The organism is Tahibacter aquaticus (assembly GCF_004363655.1).
GTDB lineage: Bacteria > Pseudomonadota > Gammaproteobacteria > Xanthomonadales > Rhodanobacteraceae > Tahibacter > Tahibacter aquaticus.
Map to the genome: position 1 here is coordinate 118,527 of NZ_SNZH01000008.1, position 23,783 is coordinate 142,309.

Consider the following 23,783-nt stretch of genomic DNA (forward strand, 5'->3'; position numbering starts at 1 on the left):
GTGTTGTGACGCGATTCCCTGGCGATATGTGCCGGCTTTGCCATTTGGCGCAGCCGGTGCAGCGCGCCGACAACAGGTCAACGCGGGGCGCAGTGCAAACCGAACAGGCGGATCAGCCGTTGGCGAAGACCTGGCGCAGCACATCGCGGGCGGCGTGTGGCCGGCCCAGCCGCACAGCGCTGTCGCGCAGGCGCTGCAACCGCGGGGCGTCGGCCAGCAGCGCACGTACGCGGTATTCCAGCGCGACGGCATCGACTGCCTTGAGGCCGGCGCCGTTTTCCAGCAGGTAATCGCAATTGCGCTCTTCCTGACCTGGAATCGGTGCGAACACCAGCAACGGCAGTCCCATTGCCAGGCATTCGGACGTGGTCAGTCCGCCGGGCTTGCCGATGGCCAGGTCGGCGCAGCGCATCAGCCGCTCGATCGTGCGCGTGAAGCCCTGCGGAAACAGCCGGCGCGGATGTTCCGCGGCAAGTGTACGCAGACGCGCCAGCATGTCTTCGTTGCGGCCGGCCAAGGCGACGAGCTGGAAGTCCGCCTCGATGCGCAGCAGGCTGCGGGCCGCATCGTCCAGCGCGCCGACGCCGGCACCGCCGCCCATCAGCAGCAGGATGGGGCGCTGCGGATCCAGCCCGGCTTCGGCGGCACAGGTGGCCCGGTCGAGAGTCTGCGCAAACGCCGGCATGATCGGAATGCCGCAGACATGAATCCGCGACGGATCGAGCCCACGGGCGCGCATGCGCGCGGCGACTTCGTCGCTGGCGGCAAAGTAGCCGGCCAGACCCGGCACCACCCATAGCGCATGCAGGTCGAAATCGGTCACTTGTACATGGACCGGGCAATGCAGGCGGACGCGCAGCTGTTCACGCGCCAGCACTTCGGCCGGCAGGAAGTGGGTGCAGACGATGGCGTCGGGGGCGAAGTCGGCAATCGCCTGGCGCAGGCTGCGGGTGTTGAGCCGCTCCAGCGCCCGGCGCAGCCGTGCCATGGCCGCGTCGGGCGGCGTCTCGTCGGTGATGCGATACAGCTGCGCCCATAGCGATGGAAATTTTTCCACCAGACGCAAATAGAAATCCGTATACAGTTTACGGAAGGCCGCCGGCACGTAGTCCATCACGTCCAGATGCAGCGCCTCGGCGCCATGTTCGGCCACTGCGGCGGCATGCAGGGCATCGGCGGCGCGGCCGTGGCCGGCGCCCGCGGATACGCTCAGCAACAGCAGGCGGCGCGGCCGCGGCAGCGTTGTTTCAGGCATCGGCGCCTCGCAATGCGCTGACGCGCTGCTGCAGCAGATCTGCCGTCGCCGCAGCCGGTTCCACCGCTGCACCAGCAGCCAGGCCGATGCGCGAGCGGAAACGCCGCGGCAGGCGGGCACGGCCCAGTGCACTGTCGCGCCGGCTGAAGATGGAACCCCACAGCCCGCGCAGCGCCAGCGGCACTACCGGCACCGGGCGGCGCTCGAGGATGCGCTCCAGCCCTGCCTTGAATTCGGCGATCTCGCCGTCCTTGGTCAGGCCGCCTTCGGGGAAGATGCAGACCAGGTTGCCCTGGGCCAGCTCGGCGTCGACCTCGTCGAAGGCCTTGGCCAGCAGCTCGGGGTTTTCCTTGTAGCCGGCGATGGGAATGGCCTTGGCCGTGCGGAAGATGAAACTGAGCAGTGGAATATTGAAAATCTTGTAATACATGACAAAGCGTACCGGCCGGCGCACGCTGCCGCCGATGATCAGCGCATCCATGAAGCTGACATGGTTGCTGACCAGCAGGGCCGGCCCTTCGTCGGGAATGTGGTCAAGTCCGTCCAGCTTGATCCGGTACAAGGTGTTGACCAGGATCCAGCTGAGGAAACGCATCAGGAACTCGGGCACCAGGGTATAGATGTAGATCGCCACGACGGCGTTCATCAGCGCGGTGGCCAGAAGTAGCTGCGGGATCGACAGCTTGGCCACGCCCAGCAGCAGTACCGACAGGCCGGCCGCGACGACCATGAACAGCGCATTGAGGATGTTGTTGGCGGCAATCACGCGGGAACGGCGAGCCGGATCGGAGCGGGTCTGGATCAGCGCGAACAGCGGCACGATGAAAAAACCTGAGAACACGGCCATCAGCAGCAGGTCGACCAGTACGCGCCAGATCCATGGCTGCACCAGCAGCGCTGCGATGGTGAGATCGTGCGCCACGGCCAGGTCGGGCTTGGCGAAATACAGGTCGGCGCCGAACAGGGTCATGCCGATGGAGCCGAACGGTACCAGTCCGATTTCCACTTTGTGTCCCGACAGGCGTTCGCACAGCAGCGAACCGATACCGATGCCGAGCGAGAACACGGCCAGCAGGAAGGTATACACGCTGGCATTGCCACCGATGATGCTCTGCGCATAGGTCGGCAGCTGGGTGATGAAGACCGAGCCGAAGAACCAGAACCAGGAAATGCCCATGCACGACAGCAGCACGGCGCGGTTGCCGCGGATGTAGCTGAGGTTGTTCCAGGATTCGCTGAACGGGTTCCAGTTGATCTTCAGATCGGGATCGGGCGCGGGCACCGGCGGCATGCGCAGCGAACTGGCCAGGCCGGCGACGGCGGTCAGGATGCAGGCGCCGCCGACCAGCCAGGCGCCGGTGTCCGGAATGTTGATCAGCACCGCGCCCAGCGTCTGTCCCAGCAGGATGGCGAGAAACGTCGCCATCTCGATCAGTCCGTTGCCGCCGACCAGTTCGCGCGAATCCAGCACCTGCGGCAGCAGGCCGTACTTGAGCGGGCCGAACAGGGTGGAATGCAGGCCCATCATGAACAGCAGGGTCATCAGCAGTGGAATGCTCTTGGCCAGGAAGGCGAACAGGGCGATCAGCATGATCCCCACTTCCATCACCTTCACCAGCTGAGCCAGCTTCGCCTTGTCGAACTTGTCCGAGAGCTGGCCGCTGGTGGCCGAGAACAGCAGGAATGGCGCGATGAACAGCGCGGCGGCCATGTTGGTATAGCTGGTGGCGCGGGCCGGATCGTGCGCGGCGATCTGGTACACCGCCATGATTACCAGCGCATTCTTGAAGACGTTGTCGTTGAAGGCCCCCAGGGCCTGGGTCCAGAAGAACGGAGCGAAGCGGCGCGATTTCAGCAGGGCAAACTGGTTGCTGCTCGACATGGCGGGAACCTTGGGAAGTCGGCGCAATCGTAGCGTGCGCTCAGGTCGTTACGGTGGCCGATTTTCGCGGCCTGGCCTCGTGCCGCCCCGCTGCGGCACCAGCGCAGCGGCGCTGGAAGGGGCGATACGGCGTAATGCCTTCAGGTTTAATGATTTTTTAACGAAACCCCAATCCCGTTTATCGGTTGCAGTCCCTTAAACTTCCGCCTTTCCCCCGCAGCAACCGCCGTATCTGGCGCCGGAGTTCCATGAAATTCACCCGCATCGCCCTTGGCTGCGCTTTCGCACTGATGTCTGCCGCCGCCCTGGCCCAGTCCGTTATCCGGCCGGTGCCGATCCCGGACATGTCGAAGCTGCCCAAGGCCGAGTCCGACCAGTTGGTGGAAACCCGCGCCGTATTCGACCGAACCAAGCCCAACCTGGTCGGCGCGCCGCTGGCCGAGGCCTATGCGCTGCTGGCTTCCAGCTATACCCAGGCCGGCTTGTACGACGTCGCCGATATTGCCCTGGGCAATGCCACGGTAGTCGTGCCCGACGATGCGCGCTGGATCTATCTGCGCGGCCTGCTCGCCCGCATGCGCAACCAGTTGCCCCAGGCACGCCAGTATTTCGAGGAAGCGCTGCGGCTGGACCGCAAATACCTGCCGATGCGCGTTGCCGTGATCGAGGCGCGCCTTGCCGCCGGCGATGTGGACGGTGCTGCCCAGGCCGCCAACCAGGCCGGCGTCGAAGGCCGTGACAGCGCCATGATCGCCAGCCTGCGTGCCCGCGTCGCCATGCGCCAGCAGCGCTACCCGGAAGCACTCGGCGCCGTCAGCGATGCATTGCGCCTGGAGCCGGCGGCCAACCAGCTGTATGCGCTGCAGGCCGACATCTTTTCCGCTCAGGGCAATGCCGCTGCGGCGACGGCGGCGCGGGCCAAGGCCGGTAACACGCCGGTACGCATACTCGATACGCTCGGTGCCGGTTTCCTGGGCGCCAGTTCGATCGATCTGTCCGCTGCTGCAGCCCCCGCTGCGGCGCCTGCCGCGGCGGACAAGGACGATCCGATCAACCAGGCGCGCTTCCTGATCGCCGTACAACAGTTCGCCGCGGCGCGCACACCGCTGGAGCAGGCGCTCAAGCGCGAGCCGAACAACGCCGGCCTGCTCAGCCTGTCGGCCCGTATCGAAGCCATGCTGGGCGCCAGCGCCACGGCCAAGGCACGCGCCAGCGAGGCGGTACGCCTGTCGCCCAACGATGCGGCGGCGCTGGTCAGCCGCGGCGTGGTGGCGGAAACCGGCGGCGACGAAGCCGCAGCCCAGGCCGATTACGAGAAGGCGATCGCGCTGGACGCCAAACTGGTCGAGGCACGCCTGCTGCTGGGCAACCGCCTGATGCGCCAGAACCGCTATGCACCCGCGGCGGAACAGTATCGCCAGCTGATCAAGCTGCAGCCGCAGCAGGCTGACAACTACGCGCGCCTGGCCGCGGCCCAGGTCGCCGACGGTCGCTGTCTGGAAGCGCTGAAGGAGGTCGAGGCCGGCCTGCAGTCGGTGAAGGAGCAGCGTGGCTTCGTGATGCAGGTGTATGTGCGCCTGGTTGCTACCTGTCGCGGTATCACACCCGAACAGAGAAAGACCGGGATCGACTACGCCAGAGAGCTGTACCGCGCGCGCAACACGCCGGCCGTTATTGAAGCAGCGGCGCTGATCGAAGCATTCGGCGGAAACTTCACCGTGGCCGAAGAAGTGCAGAGTTCGGCCATGTTCGCTGCGGTGCGCGACGGCGGCACCGAGGCGGCGGCGCCGTTCCAGGAGTTCTACAAGCGCTTCCAGGCCAAGCAGATGCCGGATCGCCCCTGGCCGAGCAACGACGGCTATTTCAAGCCGGCGCGCCTGCAGCCGCTGCCGCCCGAGCGGGCGGCGCCGACGGCCAAACCGGCCAAGTGATGGCTGCGCTACCCGCCGCCACAGCGGCGGGTAGCGGCGGTGTCAGCGCACGGCACAAGCGCCGCGGCGCAGGTGGTAGAAACCGCCGAGCGGCCCTTCCAGCACGGCTTTCTTGCTGTCCTGCGAAACGATGCTCCATTCGCGCTCGGCACCGCCGAACATCGGGTGATCGACCGCAAAGCTGCCTTCGCCGCGAATCAGCGGCGCTTGCAGAGGCCCCAGCGGCGTGAACACCTCGACGCTGTCGGCAGAGAAATTCCACTGCGTCGGCGGCGACGATTCGTCGAGTTCGTCGTCGATCTTGCTGGTCACCGAGACTTCGCACCAGGCTCCCTTGAGCCCGCCGCCACTGCCGTTGCTGCCGCCAGGCCCGTCTTTGCTGCTGCCGCCGTCGCTGCCCGGCACGCCCTTGACGGCGATCTCGCCGCCGGTGCCGGGGGCGCAGGGCTTGTCCTTGAATTCCACCGCGCCACTGGGCGAAGTGCATTTGTAAACCGCCGCCTGGGCGCTACCGGCCAGCAGCAGGATCAGACACAGGCAGGCAATCGGACGCATGACGTACTCGCTGGTATGGGGAGCGCATGATGCGCAAGCCCCGCGGTTGCGTCACGTGACGTTTTGTCCGCTGCCGCGTCCGGCGGCCCTCAGCGATTCAGGGCGCGATGGGCGATGTCGCGGCGGTAGAACATGCCGTCGAAATGGACCTGGCGCAGTGCTGCGTAGGCGCGTTCGCGCGCCTGGGCGATGTCCGTACCCAGCGCGCAGACCGTCAGTACGCGGCCGCCGGCGCTGACGGCGCGGCCCTGCTCGTCGAGGCGGGTGCCGGCCTGGAATACCTTGGCATCGGCGTGCTGGGGCGCGTCCAGGCCGTGGATGGGATCGTTGAGCTTCACCGCGCCCGGATAGCCCTGCGCCGCCAGCACCACGCCCAGGGCCGGGCGGGGATCCCACTCGGTTTCGGTGCGGTCCAGCCGCCCGTCCAGTGCTGCTTCGATCAGGTCGACCAGGTCGGATCTGAGCCGCAGCATGATCGGCTGGGTTTCCGGATCACCGAAGCGCACGTTGAATTCAATCACCTTGGGCGCGCCGCTCTTGTCGATCATCAGGCCGGCGTAGAGGAAACCGATGAACGGCGCGCCTTCGGCCGCCATGCCGGCCAGGGTCGGCTCGATCACTTCGCGCAGGATGCGCCGCTCGACCTCGGGCGTGACCACCGGCGCGGGCGAATACGCGCCCATGCCGCCGGTATTCGGGCCGTGGTCGCCTTCGTCGCGGCGCTTGTGGTCCTGGCTGGTGGCCATGGGCAGGGCGTGCTGGCCGTCGCTGATGACGATATAGCTGGCTTCCTCGCCGTCGAGGAATTCCTCGATCACCACCCGGGCCGAGGCGTCGCCGAGCGAGCGTGCACCGAGCATGTCGTGCAGCGCCTGTTCCGCATCGGCCAGGGTCAGTGCGACCACGACGCCTTTGCCGGCGGCCAGACCGTCGGCCTTGATCACGATGGGCGCGCCGTGGTGGCGCACATAGGCCAGGGCCGGTTCCAGCGCCGTGAAGACGGCATAGCGCGCGGTCGGGATATTGCGCCGGGCGAGAAAATCCTTGGCAAACGCCTTGGAGCCTTCCAGCTGCGCGGCAATGCGGCGCGGACCGAAGCAGCGCAGGCCGGCAGCACGGAATTTGTCCACTACGCCCGCAACCAGCGGCGCTTCCGGGCCGACGACGGTCAGCGCCACGCCTTCGCGCTGGGCCAGGGCGAGCAGGCCTTCGATATCGGTCATGGCGACGGCGGCATTGCGTACGCCGGGCTCGTGCGCGGTGCCGGCATTGCCTGGCGCAACGATGACTTCGGCGACACGCGGCGACTGCTTGATCTTCCAGGCCAGCGCGTGTTCGCGCCCGCCGGAACCGATGACGAGGACTTTCATGGACACCTTGCCGGTAATGCGGACGCGGGGCGCGGATTGTAGCCGCTGGGCTGCGCTTTACGCTGCGCATAAGCCGTTCGGCCGTCCAAACGTTACGTTCTGTTTCCCGCCTCGCTGCAGCGCTCTGGCGGTGTTTTCGTTCAGCTGCGCGACGGCGGACGGATGCATCAATGCGCACCGCGCGCTCCTGCGCCCCTGGGGAAATTTGAAGACGGTGAACATCCTGCGCCTGTACATGCGCGTCATCGGATTGCTTGCGCCCGAACGCAAGCTCGCCATCACCCTGACGCTGGCCAATCTGGCCCTGGCCGGCGTGTACTTCCTGGAACCCATGCTGTTCGGCCAGGTCGTCGACGCGCTCAGTGCGCCCGGTGCCGCCGCCGCGCCGCGCCTGATCGCGCTATGGGCGCTGGCCGGTTTCGGTGGCGTCGTCGCCAGCGTCTGGGTGTCGCTGCATGCGGACCGCCTGGCGCATCGCCGCCGCCTCGCCGCGATCGAGCAGTTCTTCGTGCACGGCGCCTCGCTGCCGCTGTCTTTCCACGGCGAAAACCACACCGGCCGGCTGTCGCGCATCATGCATGGCGGCGTCGGCAACCTGTTCGGCCTGTGGCTGGGTTTTTTCCGCGAACACCTGGCGACCCTGCTGTCGATCCTGGTGATGGTGCCGATCGCGCTCTACATGAACTGGAAACTGGCGGCGCTGATGGTGGCGCTGATGACCAGCTTCGCCGTTTTCAATGCCATCGCGATCCGCCGCACGCACAAGGCCCAGGCCGAAGTGGAAGAGCTGCACCACGAGATTTCCACCCGCGCCAGCGACGTCTTCGGCCATGTCGGCGTGGTGCAGAGCTTTACCCGCCTGGGCGCGGAAATCGCCGCGCTCAAAGCCATGATGGCGCGGGTACTGAGTGCGCAGTATCCGGTGCTCAAGGGCTGGGCCGTGCTGTCGGTGCTCAATCGCGCGGCGAGTACGCTGACCGTCGTGGCGATCTTCGCCCTCGGCGCCAGCCTGCATGCCAAGGGCGAGGTGAGCGTCGGCAATATCGTCAGCTTCGTCGGCTTCTCGCTCATGCTCATCGGGCGGCTGGAACAATTTGCAGGGTTTATTTCTGGACTTTTCTTCCAGACTCATTCGCTGCGCAATTTCTTCGAAGTGCTGGACACGCAGCCCGCCATCGCCAGTGCTGCCGACGCCGTCGAGCTGGGGCGTGCCCGCGGCGAGGTGGTGTTCGAGGACGTCAGCTTCAGCTATGCGCCGGCCGACGGCGAAACCGTGGCAGCCGTGCAGCAGCTGAGCTTCCGCGCGCCGGCGGGCAGCACCATCGCCCTGGTCGGCCCCACCGGCGCGGGCAAGACCACGGCGCTGAGCCTGCTCTATCGCGCCTATGACCCGCAGTCGGGCCGCATCAGCGTCGACGGGCACGATCTGCGCACACTGCAGCTGGATTCCCTGCGCCGCAATATCGGCGTGGTGTTCCAGGAGCCGGGCCTGTTCTACCGTTCCATCGCTGAGAACCTGAAAGTGGCGAACCCACTGGCGACGCCGCAGCAGATCGAAGCCGCGGCCCGTGCGGCCGAGGCGCACGGCTTCATCAGCGCCAAGCCCGACGGCTATGAAACCCTGGTGGCCGAACGCGGCCGCTCGCTGTCCGGCGGCGAGCGCCAGCGCCTGGCCATCGCCCGTGCCATGCTCAAGGACGCGCCGATACTGATCCTCGACGAAGCCACGAGCGCGCTGGACAACGGCACCGAAGCACGCATCCAGAGGGCGCTGCAGGGCCTGTCGGCCGGGCGCACCACCTTTGTCATCGCCCACCGTCTGTCGACCGTGCGCAATGCCGACCTGATCCTGGTGCTGGACCACGGCCGCTTGGTCGAAAGCGGCCGCTTCGAGGAGCTGATCGCCAGGGGCGGCCTGTTCGCCGAACTGGCCGACCAGGGCAAATTTGCGCCGGACGCGATCGAGGAGCCGATGGCGCAGGCGGCGTAGCAAAGCGCGTCGCAGGTCGGGGCGAGCCTGCCGGCTAGCCCCGACCTACAGTGCGGCCAGCAATGCCGCGCGGGGTAGTTTCCCGGTTTCGTTGCGCGGCAACTTGTCCACTTTGCGCAAGGGGCGCGGCAGGAAGGCCGGGTCGGTCGCCGCGCGCAGCGCGTCGAGGATGGCGCCTTCGCTCAGGCCCGGAGCGACCACCAGCGCAGCCAGGCGCTGTACGCCGCCGCTGTCGCAGTCGCGCTGGAAGATCACCCCGTCGACCACACCGGCTATGCCGAGCAGACGCCGGTTCAGGTCGGCCAGCGAGGCGCGCTTGCCGGCGATTTCGAGCAGGTCGGCGTTGCGCCCGCGCAGGCGGAAATGATGTGGCGGCAACAGTTCCACAATGTCATGCAGCGTGACCGGGGCGGGAAACCACGGTGCGTCGACCAGGGTGCCGTCGGGCTGCGGCCGCAGCGTCACGCCTGCATAGTGCTGCCACGACTCGTCGTCCGCACTGCGCCGGTGTGCGATCACGCAGGTTTCGGTAGAGCCGAACACTTCGACTACCTCGGTGGCGAAGCAGGCCTGCGCCGTGGCGGCGAGTTCGCGGCACAGCGGGGCGGTGGCGCAGACGATGGCCGCCAGCGGCGGCAGCGTAGCGCCGGCCTGGACCAGCGCGCGCAGATGCACCGGCGTGGTCACCAGTACGCGTGGCGCCGGTAGCGCGGTCAGGGCGGCGGCGATGTCGCCGGGCATCAGCGGCTTGCGCGTATGCACGGCGATCGGGCCCAACAGCGGCAGCAGTACCGACATTTCCATGCCGTACATATGTTGCGGCGGCACGGTCGCGACCAGGCTGATCGGCGCATTGCCGCAGTAGTTCTGCAACAGCTGCACGTTCAGCGCGGTACTGGCACTGAAGCTGGCCCAGGTCTTGGGATTGGGCTTGGGCGCGCCGGTAGAGCCCGAGGTATAGCCGATGGCGACGATCTGCTCGCCCGGCAGGCTGGGAATCGGCGCGCTGCCGTCAGGCCGGCCGAGACTGTCCAGGGCTGGCAGGTGCCATAACTGCGGCGGTTCGGATTCGAGCTGCTGGTCGCTGATCGCGTAGCAGCCCGGGTGTGCGCCCATGACCTCGTCCACGGCCTGGCGCGCCCGCGAGGGCGGCAGCAGGTTGGTCTGCCCAGCCAGCGCGACGGCGGCGAAGGCGACCAGAAAGTGATAGCGGTCTTCGCACAGATTGACCGCCGCCTGGTTGGCCGGCAGCCGTGCCGCCACCGCGGCGACATGGTGCAAAAACTCGGTTTGGCTGACCGGTCGGCCCTGGTGCCAGGCGATGTTCCTTTCGCCAGCCCCCGCGAGCAGCGGCAAGCCTGTCGCGACGGTGCGCGCTTCCTGAATGACTGCGGACATAGCCCCCCGGCCTCAATGTCGTACGAATTCCCCGCTGATAGCGTCGCGGATCGCGGTCGGACGCTCAAGCCCCCCGACCGGGGCGTCGACAATCGCATCGAGATCGTCGCCAAACTCAATACGTATTTCCGCGGCCGAGAGCGTCGGCGCCTGGCCGTGCCGGTTGGCGCTGGTCGAGACCAGGGCGCCGCCGAAGGCCAGGCACAGCGCGCTGGCGACCGGATGGGCGGTGACGCGCAGGGCGATGCCGTCGTGGCCGCCGGCAATCCAGTCCGGTACCTCGGCCGAGCGCGGCAGCACCCAGGTATGCGGTCCCGGCCAGCTGGCCTGCACCCGCGCCAGCGCCGCCGCGGGCAGGCGCGAGTGGTCGATGTAGCGGGCGATCTGGTCGAAATGCGCGGCAATCAGCAGCACGCCGCGCTGCGGCGGCCGCCGTTTCAGTGCGAACAGGTGCTGCAGGGCGGCTGCATCGTGCGGATCGCAGCCCAGGCCGAATACCGCCTCGGTCGGATAGGCAATCACGCCGCCGCGGCGCAGGGCCGCGACGGCAGGCAGCAGGTCAATCGCGGGCATGCGCTCGGGCTCAGGACTTGGCGGCCGTCTTTTTCGCCGGGGCCTTCTTCGCCACGGCTTTTTTCGCGGCCGGTTTCTTGGTGGCGGCTTTTTTTGCCGGCGCTTTCTTCGCTACCGCCTTTTTCGCCGCTGGCTTGGCTTCGGCCATCTTCTTCGCGGCCGATTTGCTGGCCGCCGACTTGGGCTCGGCCTTGCCCTTCTTGCCGAAGCGGCCGCCGCGGGCCGGCTTGTCCGGTGCTGCAGCCAGCAGTTCCAGGCATTCGGCTTCGGTCAGGGTTTCCGGCTCGCGTTCCTTGGGAATGCGGCCGTTCTTGTTGCCGTCGGTGATGTAGGGGCCGTAGCGGCCGCGCAATACCTGGATGGCGCCGTCCTGGAAGCTCTTGATCAGGCGGTTCGCCGCTGCCTCGGCCTTCTCATGCAACAACTGCACAGCGCGCGCAAGTTCAATCGTATACGGGTCGTCCTCGGCCTTCAGCGAGGCATAAGTCGAACCGTGCTTGACGAAGGGGCCGAAGCGGCCGACGCCGACGCTGATGTCGGTGCCGTCCGGATGTGCGCCGAGGTTGCGCGGCAGCTTGAACAGCTCCAGCGCCTCGGCCAGGGTGATGGTGTGGATGCTCTGGTTGGCGCGCAGGCTGGCGAAACGCGGCTTGTCCTCGTCTTCCTTGACGCCGATCTGGGCGAACGGGCCGAAGCGCCCCAGGCGCACGGTGACGGGCTTGCCGCTGGCCGGGTCGTCGCCAAGCACGCGCGAACCGCTGGCTTCGGAGCGGTCTACCGACTCGTTCTTTTCTTCCACCAGCGACTTGAACGGCGACCAGAAGCGCTGCATCAGCGGCACCCAGTCTTCCTCGCCGCGGCTGACCGCATCGAGTTCGTCTTCGAGCTTGGCGGTGAAGTCGTAGTCGACGTAGCGGGTGAAATGCCCGCTGAGGAACTTGCTCACTGCGCGGCCGACGTCGGTCGGACGGAAGCGGCGGGCGTCCAGGGTGACGTATTCGCGCGAGAGCAGGGTCTGGATGATGCTGGCATAGGTCGAGGGCCGGCCGATGCCGAACTCTTCCAGCGTCTTGACCAGGCTGGCTTCGGAGAAGCGCGGCGGCGGCTCGGTGAAATGCTGCTCGGCCAGGATCGCCTCCAGCGGCACGACGTCGCCGACGACCATGCGCGGCAGCTTGCGGCCTTCGTCTTCGTCCTCGGCGTTCTTCTGGTCCTTGCCTTCCTCGTAGACGGCGAGGAAGCCCGGGTCGATCACGGTCGTGCCGCTGGCGCGGAAGGCGGAGTCCTTGCCGCAGGCGAGGTCGACCGACACCGTGTTCATCGTGGCGTGCTGCATCTGGCTGGCGACGGTGCGCTTCCAGATCAGGTCGTACAGCTTGCGTTGTTCGTCGCTGAGCGCGCTGGCGACGCTGGCCGGGCGGCGCATGGCTGCGGTCGGGCGGATCGCTTCATGCGCTTCCTGCGCGTTCTTGGACTTGGTCTTGTAGACGTTGGGCGTCTCTGGCAAGGCCTTGGCGCCGTAGTCGCGGCCGATCACGTCGCGCAGTTCGGCCACGGCGTCGTCGGACAGGCTGGTCGAGTCGGTACGCATATAGGTGATCAGACCGACCACGCCTTCGTCGCCGATCGCGATGCCTTCGTACAGCTGCTGCGCCAGGCGCATGGTGCGGCTGGTGGTGAAGCCGAGCTTGCGCGCGGCTTCCTGCTGCAGGGTAGAGGTGGTGAACGGCGCGGCGGGGCGGCGCTTGCGTTCCTTGGACTGCACGTCGGCAACGACCAGCTTGCCGCCCTGCCAGCTCGGTTCGTCGGTATCGAACGGCGTATCGCCGCCGCTGCTGCGCACGGCGCCGGCAGCCTGGTAGAGCGATTCGCGCGCCGCATAGGCGCTGCCCGCTTCGGTCAGGTCGAACTGCTCGAACTTCTTGCCCTGCAGGCGCAGCAGGCGGGCGCGGAACGGCGTGTTGGCATGGGCCAGTTCGGCGTCCATGCTCCAGTACTCGCGCGGCTTGAACGCTTCGATCTCTTCTTCGCGCTCGACGATCATGCGCAGGGCGGGCGACTGCACGCGTCCGGCCGACAGGCCGCGCTGCACCTTGCGCCAGAGCACCGGCGACAGGTTGAAGCCGACAAGGTAGTCCAGTGCGCGGCGCGCCTGCTGTGCGTTGACCAGGTCCAGCGACAGCGCGCGGGGATGGTCTACCGCTTCGCGGATCGCCTTGGGCGTGATTTCGGAGAACACCACGCGGTGTACGTGCTTGCCTTCCAGCAGGCCGCGTTCGCGCAGGATCTCGCTGATGTGCCAGCTGATCGCCTCGCCTTCGCGATCCAAGTCGGTCGCGAGATAGAGGGAGTCGGCCTTGGCCGCGGCCTTGGCGATCGCATCGACATGCTTTTCGTTCTTGTCGATGACCGCGTAGTTCATCGCGAACTGCTGGTCGGGATTGACCGCGCCTTCCTTGGGCACCAGGTCGCGCACGTGGCCATAGGAGGCAAGGACGATGAAATCCTTGCCCAGGTATTTGTTGATCGTCTTGGCCTTGGCGGGCGATTCGACGATGAGTAGGTTCTTGGCCATGGAAAAGTGGCGCATCCTCTGCGCGGGTCGATGGCCTTGGCCAACGACCGCTGGGGTCGGTTAACGAGACGGGCCGGCCGCCGTCCGCGGCGCCGGGTTCCTTTTTCATCCTGCACACACGCTGCGCAGTGCTGTCAAGCCAATCCCGATGACAGTGCGACTGTCGTCACCGCCGCGCCGGTGGTTCAGATGCGCTGGTAACGCCCTCCGCCAACGCTGCTGACCTCGCCATCCAGCTCCAGCACCAGCAGCATCGACGACAGGGTGGCCACGCCCAGACCGCTACGCACCGCCAGCTCGTCCAGGCTGACCGGATCGTGGCCCAGGGCCGCCAGTACTGCAGCGTATTCCGGGTCGCGCTGGGCAACGCCTGCGGCGGCTACGGTGGTGGCGGCCGCGACAGGTTGCAAGCGTTCCCGCAGCCGTTCGCCCAGCGCCTGGGCCAAGGGCGCCAGCTCGGCCACGATTTCGTCGCTGGTCTCGACCAGGCGCGCGCCCTGGCGGATCAGCTGGTGACAGCCGCGCGCCAGCGGGTTGTGGATGGAACCGGGCAGGGCAAACACCTCGCGGCCCTGGTCGCCGGCCAGGCGTGCGGTGATCAGCGAGCCCGACTGGATGCTGGCCTCGACCACCAGCACGCCCAGGGAAAGCCCGGCGATCAGGCGATTGCGCCGCGGGAAGTGGTCGGGACGGGCTTCCACGCCGGGCGGAAACTCGCTCACCAGCACGCCGCTTTCGGCAATGCGCGCGGCCAGGGCGCGGTGCTTGCGCGGATAGATCCGGTCCGGCCCGGTACCCATGACGGCGATCGTGGCATAGCCGCCGTCCAGCGCAGCGGCGTGGGCCGCGCCGTCGACGCCATCGGCCAGTCCGCTGGTGATGGCAAAGCCGGCCGCGCCCAGGTGCTGGGCGAAGCTGCGCGCATTGGCCAGGCCGCCGGCGGTCGCGCTGCGCGCTCCGACGATGGCGACCTGGGGCAGCCAGAGCAGGGCCGCATCGCCGACCACGAACAGGCCGGGCGGGGCGGCGCCGATCTCGCGCAGCAGGGCGGGGTAGTCGTCCGCGTCGAAGGTGAGCAGTTGGCGGCCTTCGCGGGCCAGCCATTCCTGGTCGGCAGCCAGGCGCTGCGGATCTGGCTTGCGCAGCCAGGCCAGGGTGTCTTCGCCGAAGCGGAATTCCTCGCGCCAGCGCTCGCGTTGCTGCAGCACCGACTCGGCGCTGCCGGCGCGCAGAATCAGCGCGCGCAGGCTGCTGCTGCCGATGCCCGGGGCGCGTAGCAAGGTAAGCCAGGCCAGGGTTTCGGCGTCGCTGCGCAGGTCGGAGGTCATGCGTCCGAGTATAGGCGGGCAACGAAAAACGGCGCGGGGTCTCCGCGCCGTTTTTCCATACGTATACGAGTGGCCAGGTTCTATTCGGGCGCGCGCAGCACGTCGTTGAGGTGTACCGGGCGCAGCCCGTCCATCACCAGGCCGTAGCTGACCCGGTCGAAGGTGCGGAAAATCATCACGTGGCCGACGTACTCTTCCGGCAAGGTGACCTTGGAATCGTTCGGGTTGAAGAACTTGCGCGCACTGCCCGACGGGTACTTGTAGCGGTCGGTGATGGTGTCGCCCGGGTGATAGATGGTGAACACGTGGCCGTTCTCGATGCCGTCCGCTGCGCCGCGCGACAGCGCCACGACCTGCTTGGGACCGACCGCATTGACGGCGTCGGTAAACGCCAGCACTTCGAAATCGGCCGGTACCGATGCCGGCGGATGCGGCAGGTACTGCGAATCGTAGGGCTTGGCCTCGACCGGCATGATCAGGTCGCTTTCGTGAATCTCGAAGTCGGAGTAGGTCACCAGCAGCGAGCTGGTCGGGCCGCTCTTGGTCACCTGCACGCTGCCGACGACCTGGACTTCATACCCCAGCACGCTGGCATTGCGGCCGAACATGTCCTTCACCGGATTGTGGTGCCAGATCATCTTGTTCTGGCCGCGCTTGGTGTCCAGCTCGCGTACATGGGTGGTCGGCGCTTCGCCGTCGCGGCGCGCTGCCAGCGAGTAGTACAGGTTGACCGGGCGCACCACGACGAAGGCATCGCCCGGTCGTGCATCCAGCCCGCGCACGTAGATCAGGTTGCCGTTGGAGGCGTAGAGCTTGTTCTCCTCCACCGCGACCACATGTGGCAGGCCCTTGAAGGTCTTCTCGTCGACGACGCGCATGTTCTTGAGGAACTGCTCGATGTCCTTGAGCGGAATGGGCTGGATCGCCTCGTCCAGAGGATCGCGGCGTACCCGCGGTCCGTTGCTGGACAGGCGTGCACCGCCACCCCCGTTCAGGTACGACAGGTTGAGCACGTCGCCCGGATAGATCAGGTGCGGATTCTCGACCTGGGGATTGGCCTGCCAGATTTCCGGCCACAGCCAGGGTTTCTTGAGGAAGCGGGCGGAGATGTCCCAGAGGGTGTCTCCGCGCTTGACCGTATAGGTGTCTGGGTGGTCGCTGCGCAGTTCCGACTCATTTACCGCAAAAGCCGTGAGCGCAACGAGCAATCCGGCAAAAAGTGCAGGTAGTTTTTTAAGCATGGCCGCCAATTACCTGATTCCCCAAGGGCATTGAGAGTGTAGCCTAAGAAAATATGCACGCAAGCAGCGGTGGCTTTCGGCCTCCGGACACCCTAACCCGGCGCTGCTGCGGCTCCCCCCGACGCGAATAAATCCGCGTAGAATTTCCGCATGTTACGCGCGTAGCGGAACCCTCTTCCGCCAACTTCCGCGCAGATTCCTCCGAGGCAGTCCCATGGCAACACTGACAATTCTCGAATTTCCCGATGCGCGCCTGCGGACCAAGGCCCAGCCGGTCACCGAATTCGGTGCCGAACTGGCGCGCCTGGTCGCCGACATGTTCGAAACCATGTACGCAGCACCGGGCATAGGCCTGGCCGCCACCCAGGTCAACGTGCACCGCCAGCTGCTGGTGCTGGACGTGTCCGAGGAAAAGAACGCGCCGCATGTGCTGGTGAATCCGCGCGTGGTCGCCAAGGACGGCATCCAGGTCTACCAGGAGGGCTGCCTGTCGGTCCCCGGCATCTATGCGGACGTGGAGCGGGCCAACCAGATCACGGTCGAGGCCCAGGACGCTGACGGCAAGCCCTATACCTTGCAGGCAGACGGCCTGCTCGCCGTCTGCATCCAGCACGAGATGGACCACCTGGCCGGACGGCTGTTCGTCGACTATCTCTCGCCGCTCAAGCGCGAGATGGTGCGCAAGAAGCTGGAAAAGCAGCGCCGCAGCGCCTGAGCCCAATGACCGACTCCCTGCGCGTGGTGTTCGCTGGAACACCGGAATTCGCCGTGCCCTGCCTCAAGGCCTGCAACCAGGCGGGTGTGGACGTGGTGGCGGTATACACCCAGCCTGACCGGCCGGCCGGGCGCGGACGCAAGCTCAGCCCCAGTCCGGTCAAGCAGGCGGCGCTGGACGCGGGCTACCGGGTAGAGCAGCCCGACAGCTTCCGCGCTGCCGCCGATCGCGCCACCCTGGCCGGCCTGGCGCCCGACCTCATGGTCGTGGTCGCCTACGGACTGATCCTGTCGCAGCGCGTGCTCGACCTGCCGCGCTTCGGCTGCTGGAACGTACATGCATCGCTGCTGCCGCGCTGGCGCGGCGCCGCGCCGATCCAGCGCGCGATACAGGCTGGCGACCGGCACAGCGGCGTCTGCCTGATGCAGATGGAAAAAGGCCTGGATACCGGGCCGGTGATCGACCGCATCGCCACGGCGGATATTTCCCGGGAAACCGGCGGCGGCCTGCACGACCAGCTGTGCCAGTACGGCGCCACACTGCTGCAGCGCCAGCTGGCGCTGCTGGCTGCCGCGCGCGAGCGCCCCTCCAGCGAGGCACAGCCCGGCGAAGGCGTCGAATACGCGCACAAGATCGACAAGGCCGAGGCGGCCATCCGCTGGAGCGATTCCGCCCTGGCCATCGAGCGCCAGGTGCGCGCCTTCAATCCCTGGCCCGTTGCCGAGGCGGATATTGCCGGCGAGCGCCTGCGTATCTGGGCGGCCGAGGCGATAGCCGGACCAGCTCAGGCAGCGGCCCCGGGCGCGCTGCTGGGCGCGAACCGCGACAGCCTGGATGTGGCCACCGGCGACGGCGCGCTGCGCATCCACGAAATCCAGCGCGCCGGCGGCCGCCGCCTGCCGGTACGCGACTACCTCAATGCCCGCGCCGACCTGCGCCAGGCCGGCGCATGAACGACACCCGCGCGCTTGCCGCACAGGCGCTGGACCAGATCGTGCGCGGCGGCGTATCGCTGCGCGTGGCCTTTGCCGCCGTAGCGCCGCGGCTGGCCGATCCGCGCGACCGTGCCCTGGTATCGGCCCTGCTGCACGAAGGTTCGCGCTGGTGGCTGCGCTACGACCACCTGATCGGACATCTGCTGCAAAAACCGCTGAACCGGCGCGAGCCGGTGGTGCATGCCCTGCTGGTGCTGGGCCTGGTGCAACTGGCCGTGCTCGGCATGCCCGAATACGCGGCAGTCGCCGGTACGGTCGAGGCCACGCGTGCGCTCAAGCGTCCGCAACTGGCCGGGCTGGTGAATGCGGTGCTGCGCCGCTTCCTGCGCGAGCGCGCCGGACTCGAAGCCGCGCTACAGGCCGACCGCGCACTGGCCAGCGCCCACCCGGCCTGGCTGGCTGCCGAGCTGGAACGCGACTGGCCGCAGGACATCGACGCCCTGCTCGCGGCGAACAACACCTCGGCAGCGCTGACCCTGCGCGTCAACCGCCGCCGCGCCGCTCGCGACGAACTGATCGGACGCCTGCTCCAGGCCGGCTACGAGGCGCAGGCGCACGCCTGGCTGAGCGATGCGATCGTGCTCGGCGCGAGCACCGACGTGACCGCCTTGCCCGGCTATGCCCAAGGCCATTTTTCCGTACAGGACGGCGCTGCCCAGCTGACGCCGGAACTGCTCGCGCTGCAAGACGGCATGCGTCTGCTCGATGCCTGTGCCGCACCCGGCGGCAAGACCGCGCATTGCCTGGAACACTATGCGCTGGACCTCACCGCGCTGGACCGCGATTCGGCCCGCCTGGCCAATGTGCGCGACAACCTCACCCGGCTGGGTGTGCGTGCGCATATCGCCACCGGCGATGCGGCGCGCCCGGCCGACTGGTGGGACCGCAGGCAATTCGACCGCATCCTGCTCGACGCGCCCTGCAGCGCCACTGGCGTGATCCGGCGCCAGCCCGACATCCGCCTGCACCGGCGCAGCGGTGACATCGCGCGCCTGGCGACGGAACAGACCCAGCTGCTCGATGCCCTGTGGCCGCTGCTGCGTCCCGGCGGGCGCCTGCTGTATGCCACCTGCTCGGTGCTGCGGCGCGAGAACGAGCAGCAGATCGGCGCATTCCTCGCGCGCCAGGCCGACGCCCGTGCGCTGGATGCGATACCGCCGCGCTTCGGCCGCGCGGCCGGAGCAGGGCGGCAGAATCTTCCCGGCAACGATGGCATGGATGGATTCTTTTATGCCATTGTGGAAAAAGCAGCTTAGTCCGCCGATTGCCTGGGGCGCCGCGGCCTTGCTGGCGCTGTCGCTGCAGGCCTGCACCCCGGCGGAATCGCGCCTGCAGCTGGCGGCGGCGCGGATCGAACTGCGCGGTGGCAGCGAACTGCTGACACTGGAATGCGACTGGAAACCCAGCGCCGAGATGCTCGATGCGCTGGATCACGGCATTCCGCTGACGCTCGACATCACCCTGTCGCGGCAGCAGCCCGGGCTGCTCGGCTGGCGCACGCAAGCCAGCGAGCAGCACAGCCTGGAACTGCGCTATTTCCCGCTCACGCGCAATTACCAGCTGCGCGACCTGAAGCGCGACAGCGTGCGCAGCTTCGGCGTGCGTGCTGCAGCCCTGGCTGCGTTCAGCCGGCTGGAACTGCCGCTGCACCAGTCCGGCCTGCGCGCGGGCAGCGGCGAGCGCCAGCACGTGCGCATCGAATTCGACACGGCCGCGCTGCCGGGCGCGCTGCGCCTGCCGGCCCTGGTCGCGGCAGCCTGGCGCCAGGACACGGTGGAGACGACATGGCCTGGTACTCCGGCGGCCTGACCTGGTTCACCCGGCGCCTGCTGCCGACTCTGGCAGTGCTGGCGCTATTGGTCTGCGCGCTGCTGCTGGCCGGCGACGCGGCCAGCGGCAGCAACCGCCTGGGCCGGCTGTATCCGTGGATGCTGCTGTTCGCCAGCGCGGCGTTGGTCACGCTGATCGTCGTGATCGTGTTGCGCCTGCTGCGTCTGGTCGCCGACGCGCGGCGCGAAGTGCCCGGCGCGCGCCTGACCCGGCGCCTGCTGTTCATGCTGATGCTGCTGGCCGTGCCGCCGGTGCTGGTGGTGTACGGCTTCGCCCTGAATTTCCTCAATGCCACCATCGACGCCTGGTTCAACGTGCGCCTGGAGCAGTCGCTGGACGATGCGCTGGAGATCGGCCGGCTCTACGTGGACGAGCGCCTGCGCATCAGCCAGGACGCCAGCGGCCGCCTCGCCGCCGCGCTGGAAGGCCGCGACGACGGCGACATGCAGGCCCAGCTCGACGACATCATCGACGAGGTCGGTGCCATCCAGCTCACCGTGTTCGGCGACAACGCCACGGTCATTGCGACGGCCAGTTCCGATCCGCGCTTCCTCAACCCGGTCTATCCCGATGCCGGCACCTTGATGCGCCTGTCCGGCGGTGGCAGCTACGCCGCGGCGGAACCGGTCGGCGAGCAACTGGTATTGCGCGTGCTGCTGCGCTTTGGCGTCGCCGGTGCTACGCCGCGGCTGCTGCAGACCTTGTTCCCGCTGCCACAGCGCCTGCGTCCGCTGACCCAGCGTGTCGAGGCAGCGGCATTCGATTTCCGCCGCCTCAAGTTTCTGCGCAGTTCCCTCAAGCTCACCTTCAGCCTGGTGCTGACTTTCGTGCTGCTGCTGTCGGTGCTGTTCGCGCTGCTCACTGCGTTCGGCGTGGCGCGCCGCCTGGTGGCACCGATCGGCCGCCTGGCCGCTGCCACGCGCGCGGTCAGTGCTGGCCGCTACGACACGCCGCTGCCGGTGGCCAGCCGCGACGAACTGGGCTTCCTGCTCAACTCGTTCAACCAGATGCAGCGCGAACTGGAGCGTGCCGGCGCGCGCGCGCAGCGCAGCACGCAGGAATCCGAAGCCCAGCGCGCCTACCTGCGTGCGGTGCTGGAGCATCTGTCTGCCGGCGTGCTCGGCGTCGACCGCGACGGTGTGCTGCGCACGGCCAATCGCGCCGCCGACACCATTCTCGGCGTGCCCCTGTCGCGCCAGCTCGGCCAGCCGCTGTCGCTGCTGCGCCAGGCGCATCCGGGCCTGGCGCCGCTCATCGATCCGCTGCTGCGGCATGTGCGGGAAAACGCCCGCGACTGGCGCGAGGAAGTGGTGCTGGAAGGCGAAAACGAGCGGCGCGTGCTGCTGTTGCACGGCATGGAACTGGTCAGCGGCGGGCCTGATCCCGAGCAGTCCGGCTATGTCGCCGTGTTCGACGACCTGACCCTGCTCAACCGCGCCCAGCGCGATGCCGCCTGGGCCGAAGTGGCGCGGCGCCTGGCGCACGAAGTGAAGAACCCGCTGACGCCCATCCAACTGGCCGCCGAACGCCTGCGCCGGCGCTTCATCGGCCGCCTGCCGCCGGACGATACCGAGCTGATGGACCGCGCCACGCGCACCATCGTCAACCAGGTCGAGGCGCTGAAGGCGCTGGTGAACGCGTTCGGCGACTATGCCCGCCCGCCGCAGCTGTCGACCCGGCCGCTGGCCCTGCACGCGCTGATCGGCGAAGTGCTCGATCTGTACGAAAACGACCAGCGCCTGCAGCTCACGCGCCGCTTCGCCGAGGAAGAACTGATGGTGCGCGCCGACACCGGCCGCCTGCGCCAGTTGCTGCACAACCTGCTCAAGAACGCGCTGGAAGCGATCGGCGACCAGGCCAAGCCGCGCATCGAAGTGGTCACCGCGCGGGTGCGCGACGGCGCGCGCGAGTGGGCCGAGCTGGTCATCGCCGACAACGGTCCTGGACTGCCGGAAAGCTTCGGCGAGCGCTGGTACGAGCCGTATACCAGCAGCAAGTCGCGCGGCACGGGTCTGGGCCTGGCGGTGGTGAAGAAGATCGTGGAAGAACACGGCGGCAGCATTCGCGCCGACAACCGGCCCGAGGGCGGCGCCAGCTTCCGCCTGCGTTTACCGTTGGACTGAGACAGCCTGTGCTTCACTCCGACGGGGCGGCTACCGCGTGCCGGCAACCGTGCTTTCGTACGATATTTGGCTATAAATGGAATAGTCTGCATGTCGCAAACATTCGATTCCGCTTTCGGCTGGCGCTTCAGCCAGCGCCAGGAGTTCTGGCTGCTGTTCGGCATTGCATTGCTGGTCCTCGGCGCAGGCCTGGGCCTGCGCGATCCCTGGCCCGCGGACGAGCCACGCTTTGCCCTGGTCGCCAAGCAGATGATCGAGTCGGGCAACTGGCTGATACCGCATCGCGGCAGCGAGCTGTATCCGGACAAGCCGCCGCTGTTCATGGCGATGCAGGCGTTCTTCTACACGCTGACCGGCAGCTGGCGCATCGCCTTCCTGCTGCCCTCGCTGCTGGCCAGCCTGGGCATGTTTGCGCTGGTGTACGACCTGGGCCGGCGCCTGTGGGACCACCGCGTCGGGCTGTATGCGGCCGTAGCGCTGCTATGCACGTTCCAGTTCGTCTACCAGGCCAAGCGCGCGCAGATCGATCCCAGCGTGTGCTTTTTCCTGACCCTGGCCAACTACGGCCTGCTGCGGCATTTCCTGCTCGGCCCCCACTGGCGCGCCTATTGGCTGGGTTGCTTCGCCGCCGGCCTGGGCGTGATTACCAAAGGCGTCGGCGTGCTGGCGCTGCTGATGTTCGTGCCCTATCTGTTCGCACGCTGGCAGGGCTGGAGCGATGTCAGCCGCCCGGCCGAGCGCGGCGATGCGCTGCGCTGGCTGCTGGGCCTGTTCGCGTTCGTTGTGGCGACGGCCCTATGGCTGGGGCCCATGCTCTACGCGGTACATGCCGACGGTGGGCCGGAATACCGCGCCTACATGAACGACATCCTGTTTCGCCAGACCGCGGAGCGCTATACCGAATCCTGGCACCATCACCAGCCCTTCTGGTATTACGCCGAGGTGATCGGCTCGGCCTGGCTGCCGCTGGCATTGACGCTGCCCTGGGCTGTGCCGCGCTGGCGCCAGGCGCTGCGCCAGCGCGATGCGCGCGTGCTGCTGCTGCTGGGCTGGATAGTGCTAATTATTCTTTTCTTTACCTTTCCAAAAGGCAAGCGCGACGTCTACATCATGCCGGCGCTGCCGCTGCTGGCCTTGCTGGTCGGCTCGCAACTGCAGTTCGTTACCGCGCAGCCCTGGTTTCGCCGGGTGGTGCTGGCCTTTGTCAGCCTGCTCGGCGTTGTATTCCTGCTGGCCGGCGCGCTGGCCTGGAGTGGCCACCTGAGCGCGGCCAACCGCCTGCTCGAACAGCGCGGACTGGAAGCGGGCGGGGCGCAGCTGTGGCTGTTCGTGCTTTCCGTCGGCCTGGTCGCCTGCGTGAGCGCGCTATGGCTGCGGGTACGCCGCAGCGTACTGGCTATGCTGCTGACCCTGGCCGCGATCTGGCTGGGCTTCGGCTTCTGGGCCTATCCGGTGCTCAATGACTCCACTTCGGCCGTACAGGTCATGCGCAAGACCGGCGAGATGATCGGTAAGGACGCCGAACTCGGCCTGGTGGCCTGGAAGGAACAGAACCTGCTGCACGCCGACCGGCCGGCCAAGGACTTCGGTTTCCTCAAGCCCTGGCCCCAGCAGCTGGCGCAGGCGCAGCAATGGCAGGCGCAGCAGCCGGCGCAACGCTGGCTGTTCGTGCTGCGCGACGCTTTCGGCGCCTGTGTCGATGCGGACAAGGCGCAGTACGTCGGCCATGCCAACCGGCGCGAATGGTACCTGCTGCGCGCGGATGCCTTCCGGCGCGGCTGCGATCCGGCCACGGCCAAGGGCGAGGACGGCGATTCGAATGCAGAGTAGCTGCACCGGTTCGCGTTTTTTGCGCGAGCCGGCAGCACAGGCTGCAAATCGCGGCCGACGATGCAGTCGTGGCGCCAATCGCAGGCCAGGCTTTCGCATTGCCGGAGCACGCCCTGCCTGTACGGGCAGGCGCCTGTGTATGCGGCCATATGCCGAAAACTGCTGAAGCATCCCCTGGAGTTCAACTACAAC

The 23,783-nt window shown here is 67.5% G+C and carries 17 protein-coding genes; 8 read left to right on the plus strand and 9 right to left on the minus strand.

The window, feature by feature from the left end; translation table 11 throughout:
- Nucleotides 1–112: 112 nt before the first annotated feature.
- Nucleotides 113–1,255 carry an MGDG synthase family glycosyltransferase gene (locus DFR29_RS14460; RefSeq protein ID WP_133819329.1) on the minus strand — a complete coding sequence of 381 codons (1,143 nt, stop codon included), beginning with the start codon at nucleotides 1,253–1,255 and terminating at the stop codon, nucleotides 113–115.
- Nucleotides 1,248–3,137 (minus strand): MFS transporter, encoded by a 1,890-nt coding sequence (locus DFR29_RS14465; RefSeq protein ID WP_133819330.1) that lies wholly within the window; start codon nucleotides 3,135–3,137, stop codon nucleotides 1,248–1,250. Before DFR29_RS14465 ends, DFR29_RS14460 begins: the two co-directional genes overlap by 8 nt.
- A gap of 248 nt (nucleotides 3,138–3,385) precedes the next feature.
- Between DFR29_RS14465 and DFR29_RS14470 the strand changes: the two genes are divergently transcribed.
- Complete coding sequence (locus DFR29_RS14470) at nucleotides 3,386–5,068, plus strand: tetratricopeptide repeat protein (protein ID WP_133819331.1); 1,683 nt, start codon at nucleotides 3,386–3,388, stop codon at nucleotides 5,066–5,068.
- A 42-nt stretch (nucleotides 5,069–5,110) separates the two neighbouring features.
- Here DFR29_RS14470 and DFR29_RS14475 read toward each other — a convergent pair whose 3' ends face one another.
- Nucleotides 5,111–5,623: a DUF4124 domain-containing protein gene (locus DFR29_RS14475; protein ID WP_133819332.1), complete on the minus strand. Its 513-nt coding sequence runs from the start codon at nucleotides 5,621–5,623 to the stop codon at nucleotides 5,111–5,113.
- Between the two features lie 89 nt (nucleotides 5,624–5,712).
- Complete coding sequence (purD, locus tag DFR29_RS14480; RefSeq protein ID WP_133819333.1) at nucleotides 5,713–6,993, minus strand: phosphoribosylamine--glycine ligase; 1,281 nt, start codon at nucleotides 6,991–6,993, stop codon at nucleotides 5,713–5,715.
- 214 nt (nucleotides 6,994–7,207) lie between these two features.
- Here purD and DFR29_RS14485 point away from each other — a divergent pair, with 214 nt between their 5' ends.
- Nucleotides 7,208–8,983 carry a glucan ABC transporter ATP-binding protein/ permease gene (locus tag DFR29_RS14485; protein ID WP_133819334.1) on the plus strand — a complete coding sequence of 592 codons (1,776 nt, stop codon included), beginning with the start codon at nucleotides 7,208–7,210 and terminating at the stop codon, nucleotides 8,981–8,983.
- 45 nt (nucleotides 8,984–9,028) lie between these two features.
- Here DFR29_RS14485 and DFR29_RS14490 read toward each other — a convergent pair whose 3' ends face one another.
- The 5 genes from DFR29_RS14490 to DFR29_RS14510 all read right to left on the minus strand — a co-directional run bounded on the left by DFR29_RS14490 (nucleotide 9,029) and on the right by DFR29_RS14510 (nucleotide 16,098).
- Nucleotides 9,029–10,381 carry an AMP-binding protein gene (locus DFR29_RS14490; RefSeq protein ID WP_133819335.1) on the minus strand — a complete coding sequence of 451 codons (1,353 nt, stop codon included), beginning with the start codon at nucleotides 10,379–10,381 and terminating at the stop codon, nucleotides 9,029–9,031.
- 12 nt (nucleotides 10,382–10,393) lie between these two features.
- Nucleotides 10,394–10,954: an L-threonylcarbamoyladenylate synthase type 1 TsaC gene (gene tsaC, locus DFR29_RS14495; protein WP_133819336.1), complete on the minus strand. Its 561-nt coding sequence runs from the start codon at nucleotides 10,952–10,954 to the stop codon at nucleotides 10,394–10,396.
- Between the two features lie 10 nt (nucleotides 10,955–10,964).
- Nucleotides 10,965–13,529 (minus strand): DNA topoisomerase I, encoded by a 2,565-nt coding sequence (locus DFR29_RS14500; protein WP_133819337.1) that lies wholly within the window; start codon nucleotides 13,527–13,529, stop codon nucleotides 10,965–10,967.
- Nucleotides 13,530–13,714: 185 nt separating this feature from the next.
- The gene (gene dprA / locus DFR29_RS14505; RefSeq protein ID WP_425598841.1) at nucleotides 13,715–14,845 is read right to left on the minus strand and encodes a DNA-processing protein DprA; all 1,131 of its coding nucleotides are present in this window, start codon (nucleotides 14,843–14,845) and stop codon (nucleotides 13,715–13,717) included.
- Nucleotides 14,846–14,937: 92 nt separating this feature from the next.
- Entirely contained in the window at nucleotides 14,938–16,098 is a 1,161-nt protein-coding gene (locus DFR29_RS14510; RefSeq protein WP_133819339.1) for a LysM peptidoglycan-binding domain-containing protein, read from the minus strand.
- A 214-nt stretch (nucleotides 16,099–16,312) separates the two neighbouring features.
- Between DFR29_RS14510 and def the strand changes: the two genes are divergently transcribed.
- The 6 genes from def to DFR29_RS14540 all read left to right on the plus strand — a co-directional run bounded on the left by def (nucleotide 16,313) and on the right by DFR29_RS14540 (nucleotide 23,591).
- Entirely contained in the window at nucleotides 16,313–16,813 is a 501-nt protein-coding gene (gene def, locus DFR29_RS14515; protein WP_133819340.1) for a peptide deformylase, read from the plus strand.
- Nucleotides 16,814–16,818: 5 nt separating this feature from the next.
- Nucleotides 16,819–17,766: a methionyl-tRNA formyltransferase gene (fmt, locus tag DFR29_RS14520; RefSeq protein WP_208113598.1), complete on the plus strand. Its 948-nt coding sequence runs from the start codon at nucleotides 16,819–16,821 to the stop codon at nucleotides 17,764–17,766.
- A complete protein-coding gene (gene rsmB, locus DFR29_RS14525) occupies nucleotides 17,763–19,064 on the plus strand; it encodes a 16S rRNA (cytosine(967)-C(5))-methyltransferase RsmB (RefSeq protein ID WP_133819341.1) in 1,302 nt (433 codons plus the stop codon). Before fmt ends, rsmB begins: the two co-directional genes overlap by 4 nt.
- Nucleotides 19,039–19,617 carry a DUF4390 domain-containing protein gene (locus tag DFR29_RS14530; RefSeq protein WP_166654099.1) on the plus strand — a complete coding sequence of 193 codons (579 nt, stop codon included), beginning with the start codon at nucleotides 19,039–19,041 and terminating at the stop codon, nucleotides 19,615–19,617. The genes rsmB and DFR29_RS14530 overlap by 26 nt, the downstream gene beginning before the upstream one ends.
- Nucleotides 19,593–21,761 (plus strand): sensor histidine kinase, encoded by a 2,169-nt coding sequence (locus tag DFR29_RS14535; RefSeq protein ID WP_133819343.1) that lies wholly within the window; start codon nucleotides 19,593–19,595, stop codon nucleotides 21,759–21,761. Before DFR29_RS14530 ends, DFR29_RS14535 begins: the two co-directional genes overlap by 25 nt.
- A 90-nt stretch (nucleotides 21,762–21,851) precedes the next feature.
- Nucleotides 21,852–23,591 (plus strand): ArnT family glycosyltransferase, encoded by a 1,740-nt coding sequence (locus DFR29_RS14540; protein ID WP_133819344.1) that lies wholly within the window; start codon nucleotides 21,852–21,854, stop codon nucleotides 23,589–23,591.
- The last annotated feature ends 192 nt before the right edge of the window (nucleotides 23,592–23,783 follow it).